Here is a 20179-nt window from a genome sequence, read left to right as displayed (position 1 = left end):
CTTTATTTTTGTAAATATTTAAAGACTTCGCCAATGTGCTGAATGACATCTGAAGCGAGCATCGCTTCTTTAGAATATTTTTCGGCGGTGAAATCCGCAGCTTTCCCATGAAGCCAAACTCCAAATATTGCTGCATTTTCGGGCGAATAACCTTGTGCTAAAAATGAGGTAATAATTCCCAATAAAACGTCTCCACTTCCGCCTTTTGCCAAGCCAGAATTTCCTGTAATGTTATAAAATACGTTTCCTTCAGGAGTGATGATTTGAGTATGATGACCTTTGAGAACGATATAAATATTCAATTCCTTTGCCTTTGATTTGGCTAATTCTAATCGCTCAAAAGAATCTTTGGATTCTCCAAAAAGTCTAGAAAACTCTTTAGGATGAGGCGTAATAATTGATTTTTTTGGAATTAAATTTAAATTTTCTGGATTTTTGGAAATCAAATTCAACGCATCTGCATCTAAAACCAATGGCTCATTATAATTTTTGAGAAAATGCATTAATTTTTCCTCAGTTTCGTAATCTGTTCCCAATCCAGGACCTATTCCATACGTGAAATCATTCTCTACCAAAAAATTTTTAATAAAGTCTTCTCCTCCGTATAAATAAATGGCTTCTGGACAAGTGGTTTGCAGAATTTCGTAACCGCATTTTGGCGCCAAAATATAAGTTAAACCGCTCCCGGAAAACAAAGCTGATTTCGTGGCCAGAACCGCAGCTCCAATTTTCCCAAAACTTCCCGCTACAATGCATGTTTTGCCATAATTTCCTTTATGAGAAGTATCTTTTCTTTTTTTATAAATTTTTCTTACAATTTCTTCGTCTATAATATAATGTGGCGTTTCAGTATTTTCTATATATTTTTTACTGATTCCGATTTCTAAAATATGAATTTTACCACAATATTCGCTGATTTCTGGATGCAAAAATGATTGTTTGCAGAATTGTAAAGACAAAGTTTCATCTGTTTTGAAAACGACTCCATTTTCGGGAATATTTCCATCTGCCAAAACTCCTGAAGGAATGTCGATTGCGATTTTATGAACATGAATCTGGTTGAGTTTTAGAATGATTTTGGCTATTTCACCTTCGATTTTTCTGTTCAATCCTGTACCGAACAAAGCATCTACAATGATGGAATCTTCATTAATGAAACTCTCATTAAAATCTATAAAATCTAGAATTCTGATTCCCAAAAATTCTTTTAATCTATGGTAATTGATTTCCGCATCTTTAGACAATTCCTTTTTCGATTTATCCATAAATACATCTACATCAAAACCTTTTTGATAAAGCAATCTGGCCATTGCTAAACCATCTCCTCCATTATTTCCATGGCCACAAAAAATAAGAATATTTTGCGTTTTAAGATACTTATGATGAATAAAATCTGTACAAGCCATCGCTGCTTTTTCCATTAAATGAACAGAAGCAATGGGTTCATTTTTGATGGTAAATAAATCTCCATTTTTGATTTGAGCAGCTGAAAAAATTTTCATAACAGGGATTGTGTTTTACAAAGTTACAACAAAAAATAATCAATATAGAGACTGTTTTTAGCTAAAATTTTTAACAAATTTCAAAGAATATTTAGATTAAATTTTTACATTTGTCAAAATATAAATTATAAAACTATGGGATTAATAAAAGAATTTAAAGAATTTATTGCTAAAGGAAATGCAATGGATTTAGCAGTAGGAGTAATCATAGGTGCTGCTTTCGGAAAAATTGTTAGTTCATTGGTAGATGATGTCATCACACCAGCTTTACTAACCCCAGCTCTAAAGGCTGCAAACTTAGAAAAAATCCAAGAATTAAAAACTGATGGTGGAATTCTATATGGTAATTTCCTTGCTGCTGTACTCAGTTTCTTGATTATTTCTTTTGTCATCTTTTTATTAATAAAAGGGATTAATGGAATGAAAAAGAAAGAAGAACCTGCTCCAGCTGTACCTGCAGGACCAACACAAGAAGAACTTTTAGCAGAAATAAGAGATTTATTAAAAAACAAATCATAATATAATACAAAAAGAAACTCCGAAAATTTTCGGAGTTTCTTTATTATGAAATTTTTAAAATACTTGCAACCTGCATCGCCAATTCTTCACCAATTCTGTCTTGCGCTTCTAAAGTAGACGCTCCAGTATGAGGTGTTAAAGAAATTTTAGGATGGGTAATAATTTTTTCTGATGGTGTAGGTTCATTTACGAAAACATCTAATCCCGCAAAAGAAACTTTACCAGCATCTAAAGCTTCTATTAAGGCTTCTTCATCTATTACGCCACCTCTTGCACAATTGATTAACGCTACTCCATCTTTCATTTTAGCGATTTCTTCTTTGCCGATAATCGCAGATTTTTGAGCAGGAACGTGAAGCGTTATAAAATCCGCTTTTTTTATCACTTCTTCGAAAGGTTCGGTTACAATTTCTATATCGATATATTGTTTGTTATAGAAATCCACTCTTACACTTGTTTTATCGATCATTAGATCAGAAGCAACTACTTTCATTCCTAATCCAAGAGCGATTCTTGCTACTTCTTGACCAATTCTACCCAATCCAACAATACCAATGGTTTTCCCTCTTAATTCTAAACCTTTTTCGTAAGATTTTTTAAGTTTTGCAAATTCTGTTTGCCCCGAAACTGGCATTTTTCTATTAGAATCTTGTAAAAATCTGCATCCTGTAAATAAATGTGCGAAAACCAATTCTGCCACGCTTTCAGAGGATGCAGCTGGTGTATTGATTACATGAAGTCCTTTTTCTCTAGCGTATGCTACTTCTATGTTATCCATTCCTACTCCACCTCTTCCTATGATTTGTAGAGATGGGCAGTTGTCTATGATTTCCTTAGTCACCTTAGTTGCACTTCTTACCAAAAGTGTGCTGATTTTTTCTGCATTGATGTAAGAAACAAGTTCCTCTTGAGGAACTTTTTCTGTAATTACCGTGAAACCTTTTTCTTCTAAAGCATTGATTCCTGATAGTGTCAATCCATCATTTGCTAATACCTTCATTTATTTTTTATTTAGATTAATCGTTAAAAATTTAGAATCTATAAATTCTTGCTGCTCAAAAATTTTTGTCTTTAACAAGAATTCCAGCAGCAGCATTTATATATTATGCTCCAATATCTGATTTTCAAGTTGCAAAGTTAGAGAAAATTATAGATATTAAATCCCTAATTAATAAAGGTTTTTTAAAAATTTTACGCACAAAAAAGCTATGTAAAGTATAAAAAATTCAAATTTCTAAAATCAATTCTTTATCTCGTAGATTATCATTAAATTTGAGAAGTCGAACAATTATGGAAGAAAAAGTAGTTTTAGTTACCGAAAATGATGAAGTTCTGGGCTTGATGGAAAAACAACAAGCACATATCAATGGTTTGTTGCACCGAGCGTTTTCTGTATTTTTATTTAATTCAAAAGGCGAAATGCTTCTCCAGAAAAGAGCTGCCGAAAAATACCATTCTCCCAATCAATGGACGAATGCTTGTTGCTCCCATCCTAGAGCGAATGAAACCTATGAAGAAGCAGCCAAAAGAAGGTTAAAAGAAGAACTGGGAATAGATACCGAAATTTCTGAAAAATTCTCTTTTATATATAAAGCAGATGTAGGTGGAAATCTTTGGGAGCACGAGTTAGACCATGTTTTTGTAGGGAATTACGAAGGAGATTTTCAACTCAATTTAGAAGAAGTAGCCGAAGTAAGATATATTTCTATGGAAAATTTAGACCAAGAAATGAAACAAAACCCTGAACATTTTACTGAATGGTTTAAAATCATTTTAGAAGAATATAAACATCATCTTTAAGTTAGAGGTAGAGATAGAGGTAGAGGTAAAGGTAGAGGTAAAGGTAAAGGCAAAGGTTAAAAATTAAAAAATATCTTTTATCAAGTTAAAAAAATAAAAAATGGATAAAAAAACAGCGCTGTATAATAAGCACGTTTCTTTAGGAGCTAAAATGGTTCCTTTTGCAGGTTTTGAAATGCCTGTACAATATTCTGGCGTTACAGAAGAGCATTTTGCTGTACGCGAAAAAGTAGGAATTTTTGATGTTTCACACATGGGACAGTTTTATGTAGAAGGTACAGAAGCTAAAAACTTACTCCAATTTATCACTTCTAATAATGTAGAAAAACTGACGAACGGACAAGCGCAATATTCTTGTCTACCCAATGGAAAAGGCGGAATAATAGACGATTTAATCGTTTATAAAATGAATGACGAAAAGTATTTTGTAGTGGTAAACGCTTCTAACATCGAAAAAGATTGGAATCATTTTTCTCATTATAATGAAAAATTCGGGGCTCAATTAAGCAATATTTCAGATGAAACTTCTCTCATTGCGATTCAAGGTCCGAAAGCTGTAGAAACCCTTCAAAAACTTACCTACACCAATCTTTCTGAAATTCCTTATTACCATTTTACGGTGGGAACTGTTGCTGGCGTAGAAAACGTAATTATTTCAAACACTGGTTATACAGGAAGTGGCGGTTTTGAAATTTATTTTGGAAACGAAAATGCAGAAAAACTTTGGGATGAATTGACAAAAGCAGGGGAAGAATTCGGACTTATTCCTTGTGGTTTGGCTTCTAGAGACACTTTGAGATTAGAGAAAGGTTTCTGTCTTTACGGAAATGATATTGATGATACTACCTCTCCATTAGAAGCTGGATTAGGCTGGATTACTAAATTCGACAAAGAATTTGTAGATAAAGAATTCCTTTTAAAACAAAAAGAAGAAGGCGTTTCTAGAAAATTAGTAGGTTTCGAAATGCAAGAAAAAGCTATTCCTAGACACGATTATTTGGTGGTAGATGCAGAAGGAAATGAAATAGGGAAAGTAACTTCTGGAACGATGAGTCCTTTGAAAAAAGTGGGAGTTGGTCTTGCTTATGTAGCCAAACCTTACTTCAAATTAGATTCTGAAATCTTTATTCAAATCAGAAATAAAAATATTCCTGCTAAAGTGGTAAAATTACCATTTGTATAAAGAAATTTTTATAATGACTAATCCTAAAATAGGTTTACAAGTTTTACATTAAAATACCAATCCGGAAGATATTGATTTTCCGGATTTTTTGTGGATTGTTTCCGGGGTTTTCATCTTCAGACTAAGATGTGGTCTTTTGTTGTTGTAAATATAAATACTTTCTTTAACCATTTGTTTTAAATCCTGAATGTTTTTGCATTTATAAATTAAAAATTCCTGCTTCAATATTCCGTTTATTCTTTCTGCCAAAGCATTTTGATAACAATCATAGCCATCTGTCATTGAGGGTTTTATTTTGTTTTCAACAAGTACTTTCTGATACACTTCTGAGCAATATTGCAATCCCCTGTCTGAGTGATGAATAAGCGGAAGATGTGTTGTTCTGTTTTTAACGGCCATTTTCAGAGCTTTGACTACATTTTCAGCATTCATATTTTCACTTAATTCGTAACCCATTATTTTTCTGCTGTAAGCATCCGTAACCAAAGATAAATAACAGACATTCGTTTTGGTTTTTATATAAGTGATATCGCTTACAAATACCTGTTCTTTTCTTTTTAGGCAAGTCGTTTTCAAAAGGTTGGGGTGTTTTCTGAGCCAGTGTTTGGAGAAAGTTGTTCTTGTATATCTTTTCTTAGGATAAATAAGCAGGTTTTCTCTTCGTAAATAATTGAACAGCGCATCTCTGCCTATTTTTATCTTTTCAAGCTTGAACTTATTTTTAAGCAAATAATAAAGTTTTCTTGTTCCTATTCTGGGCTGTTCTAAACGAATCTCCTCAACGAATTGTTTAACTTTCTCCAATTCTTTTTCCCGAACACATAATCTTTGGCGCTGCTGGTAAATGGCTTGTCTGCTTATCCCAAACAATCTGCAGATTTTGGATAAACTCAATCCTTTTTCTTGGAGTTGTCTGACTGTTTGGGCGTAAACTTTTTTCGGATCTGTGTGCCGTATTGCTTGTCGGAGATATCAATCATCATATTGAGAACTTTGGTTTTCAGTTTCTCATCAGCTAATTCTTTCTCTAATCTTTTAATCTTTTCGGCGGGTGTTTCTTTGGATTGTAACATGGTATGAATGGTGGGTTTGCTCCAATCTAAATTACCATATTTTCTGAGCCAAACCAAAACGGTGCTTCTACCTTGGATACCGTAATGTTGTTGTGCCTGTTTGTAAGTGAATTCGCCCTTTTCTACACGGCTTACAATACCTAATTTAAAAGCCATTGTGTAATCTTGTTGTGTACGCTTTTCTACTGTCTTCTCTCGATTTTCCATAATAAGTCTATTGGGTGTAAACTTATTTTAGGACGGGTCATAACATACTCAAAAAGCAGTTCTCTCCGAACTGCTTTTTTATTTTAATTTTTCTCTTAAAAGTTCAATATTCTTCTTGTCACTTCCTATAAAAATCTCTTGACTGATGATAAAAACGGGGCGTTTTAGAAAACGATAATCCTCTAAAATCAGTTTTTTAAAATCTTCTTCTTGTAAAGATTTTACCTCTATATTTCGTTCCTTGATTTGAGTAGATTTTTTGCTAAAAAGTGCTTCATAAGATTCAGACAAGGCATACATTTCTTGTAATTCTTCTTCAGAAACAGCTTTTGACTTGATTTCTCTTTGTTCAAAATCAGTTAAGTCAAATTCAGACATAATTCTTTTGCAAGTGCTGCAAGTCTTTAAAAAATATACTTTTTTCATGTTTCAAAAATAAGATTAATCTCTATATTTCAAAAATTATTGAATATCTTTATTCAAATTTTAGAGCAAATGAGCAACAAGACTATTTTTCAGTTTATTTCTGAGCCTGGAGATGTAAATTATGGCGGAAATGTACACGGTGGAAGCGTAATGAAATGGATAGACCAAGCTGGCTACGCTTGCGCAAGTTCTTGGAGTTCTAGTTATTGTGTCACGGTTTATGTAGGTGGAATCAGGTTCTTTTCGCCTATCAAAATTGGTCACATTGTAAAAGTAGAAGCCGAAGTGATTTACACCGGCAAAAGCAGTATGCATATTGCCATCAATGTATTTTCTAGAAATATAAAACGCAAAGAATTTGAGAAAAAAACGCACTGCATCATCGTTTTTGTGGCAGTAGATGACGAAGGAAACACCATAGAAGTCCCCAAATTCATCCCCGAAACTGAACAAGAAAAACAAATGGAACAATACGCCATCAAATTGATGGACCTGAGGAAACAAATAGAAGACGAAATGAAACCGTTCTTATAAAAAAACTCCTTTCAAAAATTTGAAAGGAGTTTTAATTTGTTATTTTGAAGAGTAATTATCTTGCGATATTTACGGCTCTCGTTTCTCTAATTACCGTCACTTTTACTTGACCTGGGTAAGTTAACTCATTCTGAATTTTTTCAGAAATGTCATAAGAAAGTTGGTGAGCTACTTCGTCTGTTACTTTTGCAGATTCTACCATCACTCTCAATTCTCTACCTGCCTGAATCGCAAATGCACTAGACACGCCATCAAAGCTTAATGCAGCTGCTTCTAAGTCTTTTAATCTTTGAATATAAGATTCTAAAACTTGTCTTCTTGCTCCTGGTCTTGCTCCAGAAATTGCATCCGCTACTTGAATTATTGGTGATAATAAAGAAGTCATTTCTACCTCGTCATGGTGCGCTCCAATCGCATTTACTACTTCTGGATTTTCTCCAAATTTCTCTGCCCATTGCATTCCTAAAAGTGCGTGAGGAAGTTCTGATTCTTGCTCTGGAACTTTACCGATATCGTGTAATAAACCTGCTCTCTTCGCTAATTTTACGTTTAAGCCTAATTCAGCAGCCATAGTAGCAGCGATATTTGCCACTTCTCTAGAGTGCTGTAGTAAGTTTTGACCATAAGAAGAACGGAATTTCATTCTACCTACGATTTTAACCAATTCTGGATGTAAACCGTGAATTCCTAAATCAATGATGGTTCTTTTTCCAACTTCTATGATTTCTTCTTCTATTTGTTTACGCGTTTTTTCTACTACTTCTTCTATTCTCGCTGGGTGAATTCTACCGTCTGTTACCAATCTGTGAAGTGATAATCTAGCCACTTCTCTTCTTACTGGGTCAAAACAAGAAAGCAAAATTGCTTCTGGAGTATCATCTACGATGATTTCTACACCTGTTGCTGCTTCTAACGCTCTGATGTTTCTACCTTCTCTACCGATGATTCTACCTTTTACCTCATCAGATTCTATATTAAATACAGACACTGAATTTTCTACTGCTTGTTCTGTACCAATTCTCTGAATGGTTTGAATCACAATTTTTCTTGCCTCATTTTTAGCGTTCAATTGCGCTTCTTCCATGATAGATTGAACGTGAGCCTGAGCTTTGGTTTTCGCTTCGGCTTTCATAGACTCTACGAGTTCTGCTTTTGCTTCTTCTGCCGAATAGTTAGAAATTTTTTGTAACATTTCTACTTTTTGAGCAATTGCTACGTCTAATTCTTGTTGCTTTTTCTGTACGATTTCGTGTTTTTTATCGTACTCTGCTTTTTGTCTTTCTAAATCTTTTTCTAGTTTTCCTGTTTTAGAAAGTTCGTCATTTAGTTTTTGTTCTTTGTCTCTAATTCTTTTCTCAGCCTCCTGCATTTTTTTCTCACGACTGTTAATGTTTTCGTCATGCTGAGATTTGAGTTCTAAGAATTTTACTTTTGCTTGAGCTTCTTTTTCTTTTTTTATAGCTTCAGCTTTTACATTCGCGTTTTCTATAATGTTTTCGGCGCTTTTTTTAGCATCTTTTACGATGAATTTAGCTTTAGAGTTGAGAGAACTTTTTGCGAACAACGTTCCTGCAACCAAGCCTAAAATCAGGCAAACAGCACCGATAATAATAGCGGTTATATCCATATATATCGAGTTTTAATTGTCAATTACTTAATTTTTAAAAATAAAAAAACCTACAACAGTTCAGTGATATAGAGTAAACTCCTAATCAACACGATTTGAACTGTTTTCTATGCTCTGTAATCTGCGTAAAGCAGCACGCCATTGCAAAGACATTCGTTCGGTAATTGTTTAGCGTTGAGTTTACCTGTAATGTGTTAGAACTATTGTAGGCAAGTTTTTATAGAAAAGTTTTACTTTTCTAATTCGTCTAATTGCTGATTAATTTGCATTAATCTATCATTAGCATTTTTTATAATTTTTTCTGAGTTAAGTTGATGTACTTCTGCATTTGCTCCTAATTTTAGGGCGCACATTGCGAGTGCATCTTGTTTATCCTTAACATCAAAATTAGCTTCAAATTCTCTAATCATTCCTTCTATCTGTTTCCCTACTCTACGAAGCGTTTCTTCTTCGGCAGCAGGAACATTAAGAGGATAATTTCTTCCGGCAATGTTTATGGTAATTCTTCTTACTTCCATTACAAGCCACTATTTTGAAGTTGTGCAATACAAGCGTCTATTTCTTTGACCAATCTATTGATATGATTTTTCATCAATCGATTGTGGTCTGGATTGCCAGATATTGCTGAGATTAATTTTATTTTTTTTTGCTCTTCTGTTAACTCCTGATTTCTCTTATGCTCTTCTTCATATTTAACTTTCAGATTTTCAAAGTCTTCTGAGAGAATAGCATGCTTTTCTAAAAGATTTTGATAACTTTTATTCATCTCAAAAATCTTTTTTTCAAGTAAAGAAAAATTATTCTCTAATTCTTTAAGCATTTCAGGTGTTAGTTCTAACTTATGCAAAAATATAAAAAAAATAATCAGTTAAACAGAAATTTAATAATAATTTAAAGCAAAACTTTAAATAAAAAAAGAAGACTCCTTAGAATCTTCTTTAAATCAAATATTTAGAAAAATTTTTCTTATTCAAATTTCAACACAAACATGAAAGCTCTGGTTTGCATCGTAGAAATTGCTGCAGTCCAATAAGGTGGCGTTCCAGTGTTATCTGCTACAATTTCATTGTTAAACGCAAAGGTTCCTCTAAAAGCTGGTGTTAACTTAAATCTAGAGAAATAAAACTGTATTCCAGCTTCTGCGCTCCATGCAAAATTATGGGTTGTACTTCTGAAAATTCCTTGTTGATTGTCATCTGCAGCACTAGAATTAGACTGTAAATTCACCATATAATTAAGTCCAGCTGCAGCATAAGGTCTAGAATTATACCATCTGTCTGCATGAATTTCTAGCATAATCGGGATGTCTACATACGTAGATTTCACTCTTCTTACCATATCTGCTTCAGTGAGCGTTTTTGGTGTAAAAGGATTACTCGCATCTGCAGCATATTGGTCATTTGATTGTGTATTAAAAATAAGTTCTCTTTCTACAAACTGTAAACCTGGCTCTATTCTTAAATCAAAGTTGTCATTCAATCTCATTCTCCCAATTAAACCAGCTCCAAAACTGTAAGTAGGTTTGGTTTGAACAAGATTTACTTTGTCTTCCATTCCATATTTCGGGTCTAGAACGAGTTTATAATCAAATTGGTTAAGATTTAAATAAAAACCATAACTGTATTGATAAGAATCTTGCTCTTGCCTTCTGTCTTGTCTATCTCGGTTTCTAAATTGAGCTTGAGTAAACAAAAACATTCCTAAAAAAAGGAGCGAGAATGTTTTGATTAACGTTTTTTTCATGGGCTATTATTTAGTCGCTTTATAAATGGTAGCTATCCCTAAACTTAGTTTTTTATATTCTACTTTGCTATAACCTGTGTCTAGTAAAATTTGTTTCATTTTTTCGCCAAAAGGAAAAGCATTTACAGAATCTGGTAAATACGTGTATGCTCTATTATCTTTAGAAACTAATTTACCGATTTGCGGTAAAATATTTTTGAAATAAAACATATAAAATGGCGCTAAAAACCCTTCTACTTTTGAAAATTCTAAAATATAAACGCTAGAATTTTCTTTTACCACTCTTCTTAGCTCGGCTAAACCTTTTTCTAAATTTTCGAAATTTCTTACTCCAAATGCAACGGAAACTGCATCGAATTTATTATCCTCAAAAGGAAGATTTTCTGCATCTCCTTTTTGCATTGATATTTTTTGGTCTAGATTAAGTTTCTTAATTTTATCAATTCCTACGTTTAGCATTTGCTGAGAAAGGTCTAAACCTACTACTTCTGCTCCTGTTCCTTTTTGTACCGCAATGGCAAGATCTCCTGTTCCTGTCGCTACATCTAGTACGAGTTTCGGAGCATCTTTATTCATCCATTTCACTAAAGTATTTCTCCAAAGTACGTCTATTTTCATCGATAAAACATGATTTAATAAATCATATTTTGGAGCGATGTTGTCAAACATATCTTCTACTTCAGTTTTTTTACTTTGATCGGTATTGTATGGTTTTACTTGCATGTATTTATGTAATAAGTATTGAGTAATATTATTTTTAGCTATCTTTTTCCTAGGTGTATTATTGATAATTCTCTTTGTAGAACAGTTTGAAATCTTCTTTTCTATAAATCTTAGTTCTGGATTCTACTTTATCAATGTTTTTAATGACTTTATCATAATCTTCGTCTACATTATAATAAAAGTCTTCTATGTATAATTTTTTATGCTTGGTAACATGCCCAGGAAGTTTTACGCCGTCCATTTCAAAAGTACTCGCCATTAAAAGGGAATCTTTATTCGGAATATAGCCATAAAACTGACGGTGCACAAAATATTCTTCTCCAGCAATATTCAATAAACCTCTATATTGTGAAACATTAAAAGCAGAATCAAAAAGAAGCTTCTTTTTATCATCAAAAACTTTAATGCTGTTTTGTTTCCCTCTGTTAAGGTCTACTTTTACAAACTGACCAGAAGTGATGATTTTTTCTTCGCCGTTATTAATCTTAAAATAAAAGGTTTTAGTAGTAGGATTATCTACTAAATATTCATTTTTCTTAGCTAAAAATAAATAATAAATTCCAAAGGCAATTAGCATTACACTTGCCGAGACAATAAGCCCAATAAGAGGAGCATTTTTTTTCATATTTAAAAAAATATTGAGAATTGCAAAGTTAATAATTATTTTCTATGCGTTTGTTATGATTTAATTTATAAATTTGCCTCTTAATTATAAATGTAATATAGAAATTATGCCAAGTTCAGTAATTGTAGGTTCAGGTAGTTGCATTCCAGAAAGAGTAATTGATGGCTCTCATTTTATCAACTCTAAGTTTTATACAGACGCAGGAGATTTTATTGATAAACCCAATGAAGAAATTATTAAAAAATTTGTAGACATCACAGAAATTGAAGAAAGAAGATATCTGAGAAATGACCAATTTAATTCTGACCTTGGTGTACAAGCTGCTAAAGAAGCCATTTATGACGCTAAAATAGAAAAAGAAGACCTCGATTATATCATTTTCGCGAGTAATTTTGGAGAAGTTTCTGCTAACGGAATGGCGAATTTCATGCCGAATATGGCGGCAAGAGTAAAACACAAATTGGGCATTAAAAACAGAAAATGCATCACTTATGATATGATTTTCGGTTGTCCAGGTTGGGTAGAAGCAATGATTTTAGCAGACGATTTAATTAAACTAGGAAAAGCAAAAACCATTTTAGTAATTGGTGGTGAAACTTTAAGTCGTGTAACTGACCCATTTGACAGAAATAAAATGATTTTCGCAGATGGAGCTGGAGCTGTAGTTTTACAAAAATCTGAACAAGAAAACGTAGGAATCATTGCTACCAATACCGTTTGTGATAATGCAGAAGAACTTTTGTATTTAGAAAATTCTCATTCGCTTAATCCAGAAGCAGATCAAGAAAAAATGTATATCAGAATGCATGGTCGTAAAATTTACGAATATGCCCTCAAAAATGTTCCTGCTGCGGTAAAAGAAACAATGGATAACGCAGAAATTGGCATAGAAGACATTGATAAAATCTTAATGCACCAAGCCAATGCAAAAATGGACCATGCTATGGTTTCTAGATTGTATAAATTATACGGGAAATCAGAATATGACGAAAATGTATCTCCTATGACGATTCAATATTTAGGAAATTCTTCTGTAGCCACTATTCCTACGATGTTTGATTTAATTGCTAAAGGAGAAATGAAAGGTCATTCTTTCAAAAAAGGAGGTTATGTAGTAATGGGTTCTGTAGGTGCCGGAATGAACATCAACTGTATTGTTTATAAGATGCCTTAATCAGAATTTTGAAACAAAATATACAAAACTTCGACTACTTAACTTGTCGGAGTTTTTTTATGAAGAATAATTTATGAAAACAAATTTTATCGTATTACTCGCTGTATTTTTCATCATCGAAATATATGTTTATCAAGCGATTAGAAATATTACTACCAATAATTACATTAGAATTGGATATTGGATTTTTACGCTTTTGGCTTACGGAATCATCTTATATTGGATTTTAACATTTAATAAAGCTTCTAGAGACCATCAACAAATTCAATTAATGGTTTCTGCGATGATGATTTTCATTCTTCCGAAACTATTGTCTGTAATATTTTTATTGATAGGAGATTTTACCAGATTGGTAGAATTTGGTTTTAAATATTTCACCGCTAAAGAAAACTATTTCCCTGAGCGCAGAAAATTCATTTCTACCACCGCTCTTGCGGCTGCTGGAATTTTCTCAGCATTGGCAATAGATGGCATAATTTTCGGAAAATACAGACACACGGTAAGAAAAGTAAAATTGAGATTTAAAAACCTCCCCGAAAATTTCAAAGGCTACAAAATCGTACAAATCTCGGATGTTCACAGTGGAAGTTTTTTCAATCCTCAAAAATTACAAAAAGCGATTGAACTGATTAATGAACAAGATGCAGATGTGGTTTTATTCACCGGTGACATGGTGAATAATTATGCAGATGAATTCAAACCATTTATTCCGCTTTTTAAAAACATTAAAGCCAAAGACGGCAAATTTTCTATCTTAGGAAATCATGATTATGGCGATTATGGCGCGTGGAATTCTCGAGAAGAAAAAGCGCAAAACATCCCAACTTTGAAAAACTATCAAGCCGAAGCTGGTTTTAAAATGCTGCGCAATGAAAATATTGCCTTAGAAAAAAATGGAGAGAAAATTTATCTTTTGGGCGTAGAAAATTGGGGAATCAAACCTTTTCCACAATATGGTGATTTAGACAAAGCTTTGAAGGGCGTTCCTGAAGATGCGATTAAAGTTTTGATGAGCCATGACCCAACTCACTTTGACGAAGTGGTAAAAAAGCACAAAACCAATGTTCATCTTACCCTTTCTGGTCACACTCACGGAATGCAATTTGGTTTAGATTTGAAAAACATCAAATGGTCGCCTGTAAAATTTAAATACAAAAAATGGGCTGATTTATATGAGTCAGAAGGAAAATATCTCTATGTAAACAGAGGTTTCGGAGTTATTGCTTATCCTGGAAGAGTGGGCATCAATCCAGAAATTACGGTTATAGAATTGGTATAATTTATTTTGAAACGCAAAGATTTATCTATCCATTATTTTTTTGAAGAAAGCAAAGAAGCGAATAAATTCGCATAAAGCTCTCGCTTATTCAATTCGCTAAAGCGAATAATTCTTTTGCTTACTTAATCAGTATAAAAAGGGTATAAATCTTTGCGTTTTTTTTAGTTGAATTTTAGAAAAAGAAATCTTTCATTCTGGTAATAGCCAAATCATTTTCTTCTACAAATTTTAGAAAACGATCGAGTTTTTCTTCCATTTGTACGCCAAGATTGTATTTTCTGTAAAAAGACAATCCAAATTTTTTATCATTGAGCTCTACAAACTGCCAAGAATTAAGATAAATCAACACATATTCTTCTTTTTGCAGCGTTTCAGTCACCATATTTTGATAAAATTTCATGGGAATCATCTGAAATGTAAAATCATTATACGGAAGTCTAGAATATGGCGAAACACTTTCCGGAATCACCATAATTTCATTTTCTTCGTAGGCAATTTTTCGTTCTAAAGTATTCTTAAAAAAGAAAATATTAGAAAAGTCCATCGGTGAACGATAAATAAATTGCATGGCTTTCAGTTTTTCAGAACTCAATCTTTTTTCGGGAAACTGTCTCATTCCTCTGATGGTTTTCCCTGTCAGTTCTTCTAAGAAACCTTTAGCGGTTTCTATTTCTTTTTGATAAGAGTATTTATTGAGTAAACCCAATTCATGACCTTTTTTAGCAATGGTTTTTAAAAGTTCTGGTAACTTTTCCACCAAAGAAATTTCCACAAAAAAAGTAGTGTGAATTTGATATTTTTCTAGAATTTCAAGAATTTTCTGTGTTCCATCTGTTGTAATCTTTAAAAGTTCCTCTTCTGTAACTATTTTTTGATAAGAAACTGGAACTTCGGAAGCGATGATGTTAAAAGTAAGTAAAACCATATCGTAAAAATAAAAAACTTTGTCTACAATCCGCAGACAAAGTTTAAAATTATTTTGTGGTGAAGAATTTAAGTTCTCTAGAACTCTACCATTCTAAAATTCTATCACTTGACTATTTTCCCAATTTCACTTTAAGGTTTTTAATCATATCTTTGGTCATTTCTGTAATGCCAAAATCATAGGTTAAACCCCAATCTTTTTTCGCCACAGAATCATCTATAGAAGTTGGCCAAGAATCCGCAATCGCTTGTCTGAAATCTGGCTCATAAGAAATCTCAAATTCTGGAATTTCTTTTTTAATTTCTGCCGCCAATTCTTTTGGTGTAAAACTCATTCCGCCCAAATTATACGAACTTCTTACGGTAAGATTTTCAGATGGCGCTTCCATAAGTTTTAGCGTTGCATTAATCGCATCATCCATGTACAACATTGGCATGGCTGTATTTTCAGAGATGAAAGATTTGTATTTTCCTTCTTCAATTGCTTCGTAGAAGATTTCTACCGCATAATCTGTAGTTCCACCACCAGCTGGAGTTTTCCAAGAAATTAAACCAGGATATCTGATACTTCTAATATCTACACCATATTTTTCATGGTAATATTCGCACCATTTTTCTCCTGCCATTTTAGAAATTCCGTACACCGTTGTAGGATTTAGAACTACATCTTGGCCCACATTTTCCTTAGGAATTCCTTTCCCGAAAACCGCAATAGAACTTGGCCAAAACACTTTTTTAATCAAACCTTCTTTCGCCATATCTAATAAATTCAGTAGCGGCTCTACATTCAGTTTCCAAGCAAATTGTGGCTGTCTTTCCGAAGTTCCAGACAATAAAGAAGCCAAATGATAAACAGTAGTAATTTCGTAATCTTTACAAACTTGTCTTACCAATTGCGTGTTAGAAACGTCCATTCTTTCATAAAATCCCGCAGAAGTCAGCTTTTTGTCCCATCTATCCAGTCCAGAAGCAATCACATTTTCTGCGCCATGAATTTCCACTAATCTATTGGTCAGCTCGGTGCCTATTTGTCCTAAAGCACCAGTAATAAGAATTTTTTCCGTGTGCGTATCGGTTTCCATTTTTAAATTTTAGGATTTTCACAAATTTAGAAAAATTAAAGGGTTATTAAAAATTTTATGCCTAAAATATTTTCGGAGGCGTAACTCTGTTGTCTTTAGAAACTTTTGAAAAACATTTAAAATTTTCGATTATTTTTGATAAAAATATTTCCCAATGAAAAATCTCCTTTTCCTTCTCCTATTTTTAGCGCAAACAGTTTCTGCTCAATTCACTGACATTTCTATTGTCAAAGAAGTCAAGGCAAAAGAAAAAGGTTTGGTGGTTTCTGCACATCCTCTCGCAAGTGAAGCAGGCGCTCAAATTCTAAAAAAAGGAGGAAATGCCTTTGACGCTGCGATTGCTACGCAATTTGCTTTGGCAGTTGTTTATCCACAAGCTGGAAATTTGGGAGGTGGAGGATTTTTGGTAGGTTATACCAAAGAAGGTGAAAAAATCGCATTGGATTATAGAGAAACCGCTCCAAAAAATGCATCTAGAGATATGTATCTCGATGAAAAAGGAAAAGCCAATACTGATTTATCACAAAACGGAAGATTGGCTGTCGGTGTTCCTGGTTCGGTTTCTGGGATGTTTTACACGCATCAAAAATTCGGGAAATTACCGATGTCAGTTTTAATTCAACCTGCCATTGATTTAGCACAAAAAGGTTTTGCCATAACAGAAAGAGAAGCGAATTTGCTCAATGAAACCAGAGAAGATTTTCTAAAACACAATTCACATCCAACAGCATTTACTAAAAATAGTCCTTGGAAAAAAGGAGATATTTTAGTTCAAAGAGAATTGGCTCAAACTTTAAAATTAATTCAAAAACAAGGTCAAAAAGCTTTCTACGAAGGTAAAAACGCTCAACTCTTAGTTGACGAAATGAAACGAGGAAACGGAATTATTACCCTTGAAGATTTAAAAAATTACAAAACCAAAGAAAGAAAAGCATTAGAATTCGATTATAAAAATCACGAAATCATTTCGATGCCGCTTCCTTCAAGTGGCGGAATTCTTTTGGCTCAAATGCTTAAAATGAGCAGTTTTGAAAATTTAGAAAAATATCCACAAAACTCTCCAGAAGCAGTTCAAGTGATGGTAGAAGCAGAACGCAGAGCTTTTGCAGACCGTGCAGAATTTATGGGAGACCCAGATTTTATAGAAGATAAAACCCAAATGCTTATTTCTGAAGAATATTTAAAAATTCGTTGGAAAAATTTCAGTTTTGAAAAAGCTACTCCAAGTGCAGAAGTTGGAAAAATTATTGCTCAACCCAAAGAATCTACCGAAACTACGCATATTTCTATTATTGATAAATTTGGAAATGCAGTTGCTGTGACAACTACTTTGAACGGTTTATACGGAAGCAAAGTCGTGGTAAAAGGTGGCGGTTATTTCTTGAATAATGAAATGGATGACTTTTCTGTAAAACCAGGCGTTCCGAATATGTTTGGCGCAGTTGGTGGTGAAGCCAATAAAATTGAACCCAATAAAAGAATGCTTTCTTCGATGACACCAACTATCGTTCTAAAAAACGGAAAACCTTACATCGTGGTGGGAACTCCTGGTGGAACTACTATTCCTACTTCTGTGTATCAAAGTATCGTGAATGTGATTGATTTTAAAATGGCTCCTAAGTCAGCGGTGAATTCCGCAAAATTTCATCATCAATGGTTACCAGAAGTAGTTTTTGTAGAGAAAAATTTCCCAGAAAGTAATTTGAAAATTTTAGAACAAAAAAATTACAAATTTGAAAAACGTGGCGGAATTGGCAGAATAGAAATGATTGTTATTGATGAAAATGGTAATGCTACTGCTGTTGCAGACAGTCGTAGTGATGATTCTGTTGCCGTAGAATAATTATTTCCCAGCTAATTTACGAAGCATTCCATTGAAAATTAAACCATGGAATGGTAAAACTGAATACCAATACAATCTTCCCGATAAACCCAATGGTCGGAAAGTTGCTTCTTGGTATAACTCTCCATTTTTAATATAGAATTCTAGCCAAGCTTCGCCAGGAACTTTCATTTCGGCGAAAAGTAAAAGGCGTTTTTCTTCTTTGTTGGCATATAAAACGCGCCAAAAATCGAGAGAATCACCTGCCTCTAATTCGTTTTGGTTTCTTCTTCCTCTTCTCAATCCTACTCCACCCATTAATTTATCTAAAAAACCTCTTATTTTCCATAGAAAATTGGCATAATACCAGCCTGTTTTCCCACCAATACTGAAAACCCTTTCCATCGCCAATTCTTCATCATCTACTTTCATCTTTCTAAAATCGGTAAAACAACCTTTCTCTGGAACTTCTAAATATTGCCAAACATTTCGCTTGTGAAACTGATTGGTAAATGAGTCATACCAACTGCTTAAAACGTCATTTTGCTTGATTTTGTCAAAAGCCATGTTAATTGCTTCTTTGTAAGAAAACAAATGAATTCCTAAATCTGAAGCCAAAGAATTTTGCCTTGCAATGACATCTATTTTCATGCTGTCTACCAAATTCATTGCCAAAGAATAGGTGGTAGAAGTAATAAAGTATAACCAATACGAAGACAATTTAGGCGTCATGACCGGAACAGTGAAAATCCAGCGTTTCAGACCTCGAACTTCGGCGTATTGAAGCAACATTTCTTTATAAGTAAGAACATCTTGACTTGCAATATCGTAGTTTTGATTATATGTTTTTTCTACACCGATAACTTTGGTTAAAAACTGAATCACATTTCTGATGGCAATCGGTTGACATTTTGTTTTCAACCATTTTGGAGCCACCATAATCGGCAGTTTCTCTACCAAATCTCTGATAATCTCAAAAGAAGCACTTCCGGAACCTACGATAATTCCAGCTCTGAGACAAGTTAAAGCATACTTCTCACTTTTAAGCGCTTGTTCTACGTTTTTTCTGGATTGAAGATGTTCTGAAAGTTTTTCTTCATTGATAATTCCCGTCAAAAAAACGACTTGCTTTACTGAAGTTTTTTCTAATGCTTTTCTGAAATTTTCGGCAGAAATTCTCTCTTTTTCTGAGAAATTTCCACTCCCAGAAGACATAGAATGCACCAGATAATAAGCAAAATCTATATCTTGTGGAATATTTTGTAAAGAATTTTCATCTAGAAAATCATTTTCTATAATTTGAATTTTCTCAAGATGATTTTGATAAAGTTTAAGACTTAATCTTTTTTGGTCTCTTACAGAACACACCACATGATATCCTTCTTCTAACAACTGAATGAGAAGTCTTTTTCCGATATAACCTGTGGCTCCTGTAAGAAAAATTTTCATGACTTGAAGATTTCTTCTAAAATTATAAAACGACTTTCAAAAATGAATTTCACTTTATGTTTCACATAAAAACCTGCCAATAAATCTCCAAAAACTCCCATTGGTAATTTGAAATTGACAATATCTGTCATTTTCACTTTTCCATCTTCTGTAGCTTCGAAATGGTGTTCGTGATGCCACATTGCATAAGGACCGAAACGCTGTTCATCAACGAAAAATTTTTGGTCTTCAAAATGCGTAATTTCTGTAATCCAATTGCTTTTTATCATTGGTAAAATTCCTATTTTATAGGTAATAATTTGACCAAGATACGTTTTATCTGGCGGATTATTGGTGATTTCAAATTGCATTTCTTTCGGCGTAATTCTGTCTAAATTATTAGGATGGGTAAAAAATTCCCAAGCTTTTTCTAAAGAAATAGGAAGAATCTGTTCCGAAGTAAGTGTATAAATTCCTGATTGTTTTTTTATATTGATTTTCATCTCTG

The 20179-nt window shown here is 33.3% G+C and carries 21 protein-coding genes; 7 read left to right on the top strand and 14 right to left on the bottom strand.

The window, feature by feature from the left end; all coding sequences use genetic code 11:
• Positions 1-2: 2 nt before the first annotated feature.
• Positions 3-1502: an NAD(P)H-hydrate dehydratase gene (locus tag KKQ76_RS02970; protein WP_213195754.1), complete on the bottom strand. Its 1500-nt coding sequence runs from the start codon at positions 1500-1502 to the stop codon at positions 3-5.
• A 135-nt stretch (positions 1503-1637) separates the two neighbouring features.
• Between KKQ76_RS02970 and mscL the strand changes: the two genes are divergently transcribed.
• Positions 1638-2021, top strand: a complete 384-nt coding sequence (gene mscL / locus KKQ76_RS02965) for a large conductance mechanosensitive channel protein MscL (protein WP_213195753.1) — start codon at positions 1638-1640, stop codon at positions 2019-2021.
• Positions 2022-2064: 43 nt separating this feature from the next.
• On the opposite strand, the gene KKQ76_RS02960 is transcribed toward mscL, so the two are convergent.
• Positions 2065-3021: a D-2-hydroxyacid dehydrogenase gene (locus tag KKQ76_RS02960; protein ID WP_213195752.1), complete on the bottom strand. Its 957-nt coding sequence runs from the start codon at positions 3019-3021 to the stop codon at positions 2065-2067.
• A 290-nt stretch (positions 3022-3311) separates the two neighbouring features.
• Here KKQ76_RS02960 and idi point away from each other — a divergent pair, with 290 nt between their 5' ends.
• Positions 3312-3821, top strand: coding sequence for an isopentenyl-diphosphate Delta-isomerase (gene idi, locus KKQ76_RS02955; RefSeq protein ID WP_213195751.1), 510 nt, complete (start codon positions 3312-3314; stop codon positions 3819-3821).
• A 100-nt stretch (positions 3822-3921) separates the two neighbouring features.
• Positions 3922-5004: a glycine cleavage system aminomethyltransferase GcvT gene (gene gcvT, locus KKQ76_RS02950; RefSeq protein WP_213195750.1), complete on the top strand. Its 1083-nt coding sequence runs from the start codon at positions 3922-3924 to the stop codon at positions 5002-5004.
• Between the two features lie 48 nt (positions 5005-5052).
• On the opposite strand, the gene KKQ76_RS02945 is transcribed toward gcvT, so the two are convergent.
• Positions 5053-6284 (bottom strand): IS3 family transposase gene (locus KKQ76_RS02945; protein ID WP_246501297.1). Its coding sequence is split into 2 segments (ribosomal slippage): positions 5053-5936 and positions 5936-6284, totalling 1233 coding nucleotides; the frame shifts between segments, so codons are not numbered across the junction.
• A 78-nt stretch (positions 6285-6362) separates the two neighbouring features.
• Positions 6363-6710, bottom strand: coding sequence for an arsenate reductase family protein (locus KKQ76_RS02940; protein ID WP_213195749.1), 348 nt, complete (start codon positions 6708-6710; stop codon positions 6363-6365).
• A gap of 69 nt (positions 6711-6779) precedes the next feature.
• Between KKQ76_RS02940 and KKQ76_RS02935 the strand changes: the two genes are divergently transcribed.
• Positions 6780-7244: an acyl-CoA thioesterase gene (locus KKQ76_RS02935; RefSeq protein WP_104792787.1), complete on the top strand. Its 465-nt coding sequence runs from the start codon at positions 6780-6782 to the stop codon at positions 7242-7244.
• A 55-nt stretch (positions 7245-7299) separates the two neighbouring features.
• Here KKQ76_RS02935 and rny read toward each other — a convergent pair whose 3' ends face one another.
• The 6 genes from rny to KKQ76_RS02905 all read right to left on the bottom strand — a co-directional run bounded on the left by rny (position 7300) and on the right by KKQ76_RS02905 (position 11962).
• The gene (gene rny / locus KKQ76_RS02930; RefSeq protein ID WP_213195748.1) at positions 7300-8871 is read right to left on the bottom strand and encodes a ribonuclease Y; all 1572 of its coding nucleotides are present in this window, start codon (positions 8869-8871) and stop codon (positions 7300-7302) included.
• Between the two features lie 230 nt (positions 8872-9101).
• Complete coding sequence (locus KKQ76_RS02925) at positions 9102-9389, bottom strand: cell division protein ZapA (protein WP_104792506.1); 288 nt, start codon at positions 9387-9389, stop codon at positions 9102-9104.
• On the bottom strand, positions 9389-9691 hold the full coding sequence (locus tag KKQ76_RS02920) for a hypothetical protein (protein ID WP_069796602.1): 303 nt from the start codon (positions 9689-9691) through the stop codon (positions 9389-9391). Before KKQ76_RS02920 ends, KKQ76_RS02925 begins: the two co-directional genes overlap by 1 nt.
• A 146-nt stretch (positions 9692-9837) precedes the next feature.
• On the bottom strand, positions 9838-10614 hold the full coding sequence (gene porT, locus KKQ76_RS02915; RefSeq protein ID WP_213195747.1) for a type IX secretion/gliding motility protein PorT/SprT: 777 nt from the start codon (positions 10612-10614) through the stop codon (positions 9838-9840).
• A 6-nt stretch (positions 10615-10620) separates the two neighbouring features.
• Positions 10621-11337, bottom strand: coding sequence for a bifunctional demethylmenaquinone methyltransferase/2-methoxy-6-polyprenyl-1,4-benzoquinol methylase UbiE (gene ubiE, locus KKQ76_RS02910; RefSeq protein ID WP_104792504.1), 717 nt, complete (start codon positions 11335-11337; stop codon positions 10621-10623).
• A gap of 58 nt (positions 11338-11395) precedes the next feature.
• The gene (locus tag KKQ76_RS02905; protein ID WP_104792503.1) at positions 11396-11962 is read right to left on the bottom strand and encodes a hypothetical protein; all 567 of its coding nucleotides are present in this window, start codon (positions 11960-11962) and stop codon (positions 11396-11398) included.
• A gap of 106 nt (positions 11963-12068) precedes the next feature.
• On the opposite strand from KKQ76_RS02905, the gene KKQ76_RS02900 reads away from it, so the two are divergent.
• Together KKQ76_RS02900 and KKQ76_RS02895 are read left to right on the top strand one after the other, a co-directional pair.
• Positions 12069-13136, top strand: a complete 1068-nt coding sequence (locus KKQ76_RS02900; protein WP_213195746.1) for a 3-oxoacyl-ACP synthase III family protein — start codon at positions 12069-12071, stop codon at positions 13134-13136.
• Positions 13137-13209: 73 nt separating this feature from the next.
• The gene (locus KKQ76_RS02895; protein WP_213195745.1) at positions 13210-14415 is read left to right on the top strand and encodes a metallophosphoesterase; all 1206 of its coding nucleotides are present in this window, start codon (positions 13210-13212) and stop codon (positions 14413-14415) included.
• Between the two features lie 172 nt (positions 14416-14587).
• Here KKQ76_RS02895 and KKQ76_RS02890 read toward each other — a convergent pair whose 3' ends face one another.
• Both KKQ76_RS02890 and KKQ76_RS02885 read right to left on the bottom strand, forming a co-directional pair.
• Positions 14588-15340, bottom strand: a complete 753-nt coding sequence (locus KKQ76_RS02890; RefSeq protein ID WP_213195744.1) for a polysaccharide deacetylase family protein — start codon at positions 15338-15340, stop codon at positions 14588-14590.
• A 112-nt stretch (positions 15341-15452) separates the two neighbouring features.
• Positions 15453-16421, bottom strand: a complete 969-nt coding sequence (locus KKQ76_RS02885) for an NAD-dependent epimerase/dehydratase family protein (RefSeq protein WP_213195743.1) — start codon at positions 16419-16421, stop codon at positions 15453-15455.
• Between the two features lie 154 nt (positions 16422-16575).
• On the opposite strand from KKQ76_RS02885, the gene ggt reads away from it, so the two are divergent.
• The gene (gene ggt, locus KKQ76_RS02880) at positions 16576-18264 is read left to right on the top strand and encodes a gamma-glutamyltransferase (RefSeq protein WP_213195742.1); all 1689 of its coding nucleotides are present in this window, start codon (positions 16576-16578) and stop codon (positions 18262-18264) included.
• On the opposite strand, the gene KKQ76_RS02875 is transcribed toward ggt, so the two are convergent.
• Together KKQ76_RS02875 and KKQ76_RS02870 are read right to left on the bottom strand one after the other, a co-directional pair.
• Positions 18265-19692, bottom strand: coding sequence for an SDR family oxidoreductase (locus tag KKQ76_RS02875; RefSeq protein WP_213195741.1), 1428 nt, complete (start codon positions 19690-19692; stop codon positions 18265-18267). It lies immediately after the preceding gene.
• Positions 19689-20174, bottom strand: a complete 486-nt coding sequence (locus tag KKQ76_RS02870; protein WP_213195740.1) for an SRPBCC family protein — start codon at positions 20172-20174, stop codon at positions 19689-19691. Before KKQ76_RS02870 ends, KKQ76_RS02875 begins: the two co-directional genes overlap by 4 nt.
• Between the last annotated feature and the right edge of the window lie 5 nt (positions 20175-20179).

The organism is Cloacibacterium caeni (genome assembly GCF_907163105.1).
Classification (GTDB): Bacteria; Bacteroidota; Bacteroidia; order Flavobacteriales; family Weeksellaceae; genus Cloacibacterium; species Cloacibacterium caeni_A.
The sequence above is the reverse complement of the archived record's forward strand: the minus strand, read 5'-3'. Positions and strand labels throughout refer to the sequence as shown.

Excerpts from the sequence above, each read along its gene's own strand:
- KKQ76_RS02970 (WP_213195754.1), bottom strand. The coding sequence starts at position 1,502 with ATGAAAATTTTTTCAGCTGCTCAAATCAAAAATGGAGATTTATTTACC.
- mscL (WP_213195753.1), top strand. The coding sequence starts at position 1,638 with ATGGGATTAATAAAAGAATTTAAAGAATTTATTGCTAAAGGAAATGCA.
- KKQ76_RS02960 (WP_213195752.1), bottom strand. The coding sequence starts at position 3,021 with ATGAAGGTATTAGCAAATGATGGATTGACACTATCAGGAATCAATGCT.
- idi (WP_213195751.1), top strand. The coding sequence starts at position 3,312 with ATGGAAGAAAAAGTAGTTTTAGTTACCGAAAATGATGAAGTTCTGGGC.
- gcvT (WP_213195750.1), top strand. The coding sequence starts at position 3,922 with ATGGATAAAAAAACAGCGCTGTATAATAAGCACGTTTCTTTAGGAGCT.
- KKQ76_RS02940 (WP_213195749.1), bottom strand. The coding sequence starts at position 6,710 with ATGAAAAAAGTATATTTTTTAAAGACTTGCAGCACTTGCAAAAGAATT.
- KKQ76_RS02935 (WP_104792787.1), top strand. The coding sequence starts at position 6,780 with ATGAGCAACAAGACTATTTTTCAGTTTATTTCTGAGCCTGGAGATGTA.
- rny (WP_213195748.1), bottom strand. The coding sequence starts at position 8,871 with ATGGATATAACCGCTATTATTATCGGTGCTGTTTGCCTGATTTTAGGC.
- KKQ76_RS02925 (WP_104792506.1), bottom strand. The coding sequence starts at position 9,389 with ATGGAAGTAAGAAGAATTACCATAAACATTGCCGGAAGAAATTATCCT.
- KKQ76_RS02920 (WP_069796602.1), bottom strand. The coding sequence starts at position 9,691 with ATGCTTAAAGAATTAGAGAATAATTTTTCTTTACTTGAAAAAAAGATT.
- porT (WP_213195747.1), bottom strand. The coding sequence starts at position 10,614 with ATGAAAAAAACGTTAATCAAAACATTCTCGCTCCTTTTTTTAGGAATG.
- ubiE (WP_104792504.1), bottom strand. The coding sequence starts at position 11,337 with ATGCAAGTAAAACCATACAATACCGATCAAAGTAAAAAAACTGAAGTA.
- KKQ76_RS02905 (WP_104792503.1), bottom strand. The coding sequence starts at position 11,962 with ATGAAAAAAAATGCTCCTCTTATTGGGCTTATTGTCTCGGCAAGTGTA.
- KKQ76_RS02900 (WP_213195746.1), top strand. The coding sequence starts at position 12,069 with ATGCCAAGTTCAGTAATTGTAGGTTCAGGTAGTTGCATTCCAGAAAGA.
- KKQ76_RS02895 (WP_213195745.1), top strand. The coding sequence starts at position 13,210 with ATGAAAACAAATTTTATCGTATTACTCGCTGTATTTTTCATCATCGAA.
- KKQ76_RS02890 (WP_213195744.1), bottom strand. The coding sequence starts at position 15,340 with ATGGTTTTACTTACTTTTAACATCATCGCTTCCGAAGTTCCAGTTTCT.
- KKQ76_RS02885 (WP_213195743.1), bottom strand. The coding sequence starts at position 16,421 with ATGGAAACCGATACGCACACGGAAAAAATTCTTATTACTGGTGCTTTA.
- ggt (WP_213195742.1), top strand. The coding sequence starts at position 16,576 with ATGAAAAATCTCCTTTTCCTTCTCCTATTTTTAGCGCAAACAGTTTCT.
- KKQ76_RS02875 (WP_213195741.1), bottom strand. The coding sequence starts at position 19,692 with ATGAAAATTTTTCTTACAGGAGCCACAGGTTATATCGGAAAAAGACTT.
- KKQ76_RS02870 (WP_213195740.1), bottom strand. The coding sequence starts at position 20,174 with ATGAAAATCAATATAAAAAAACAATCAGGAATTTATACACTTACTTCG.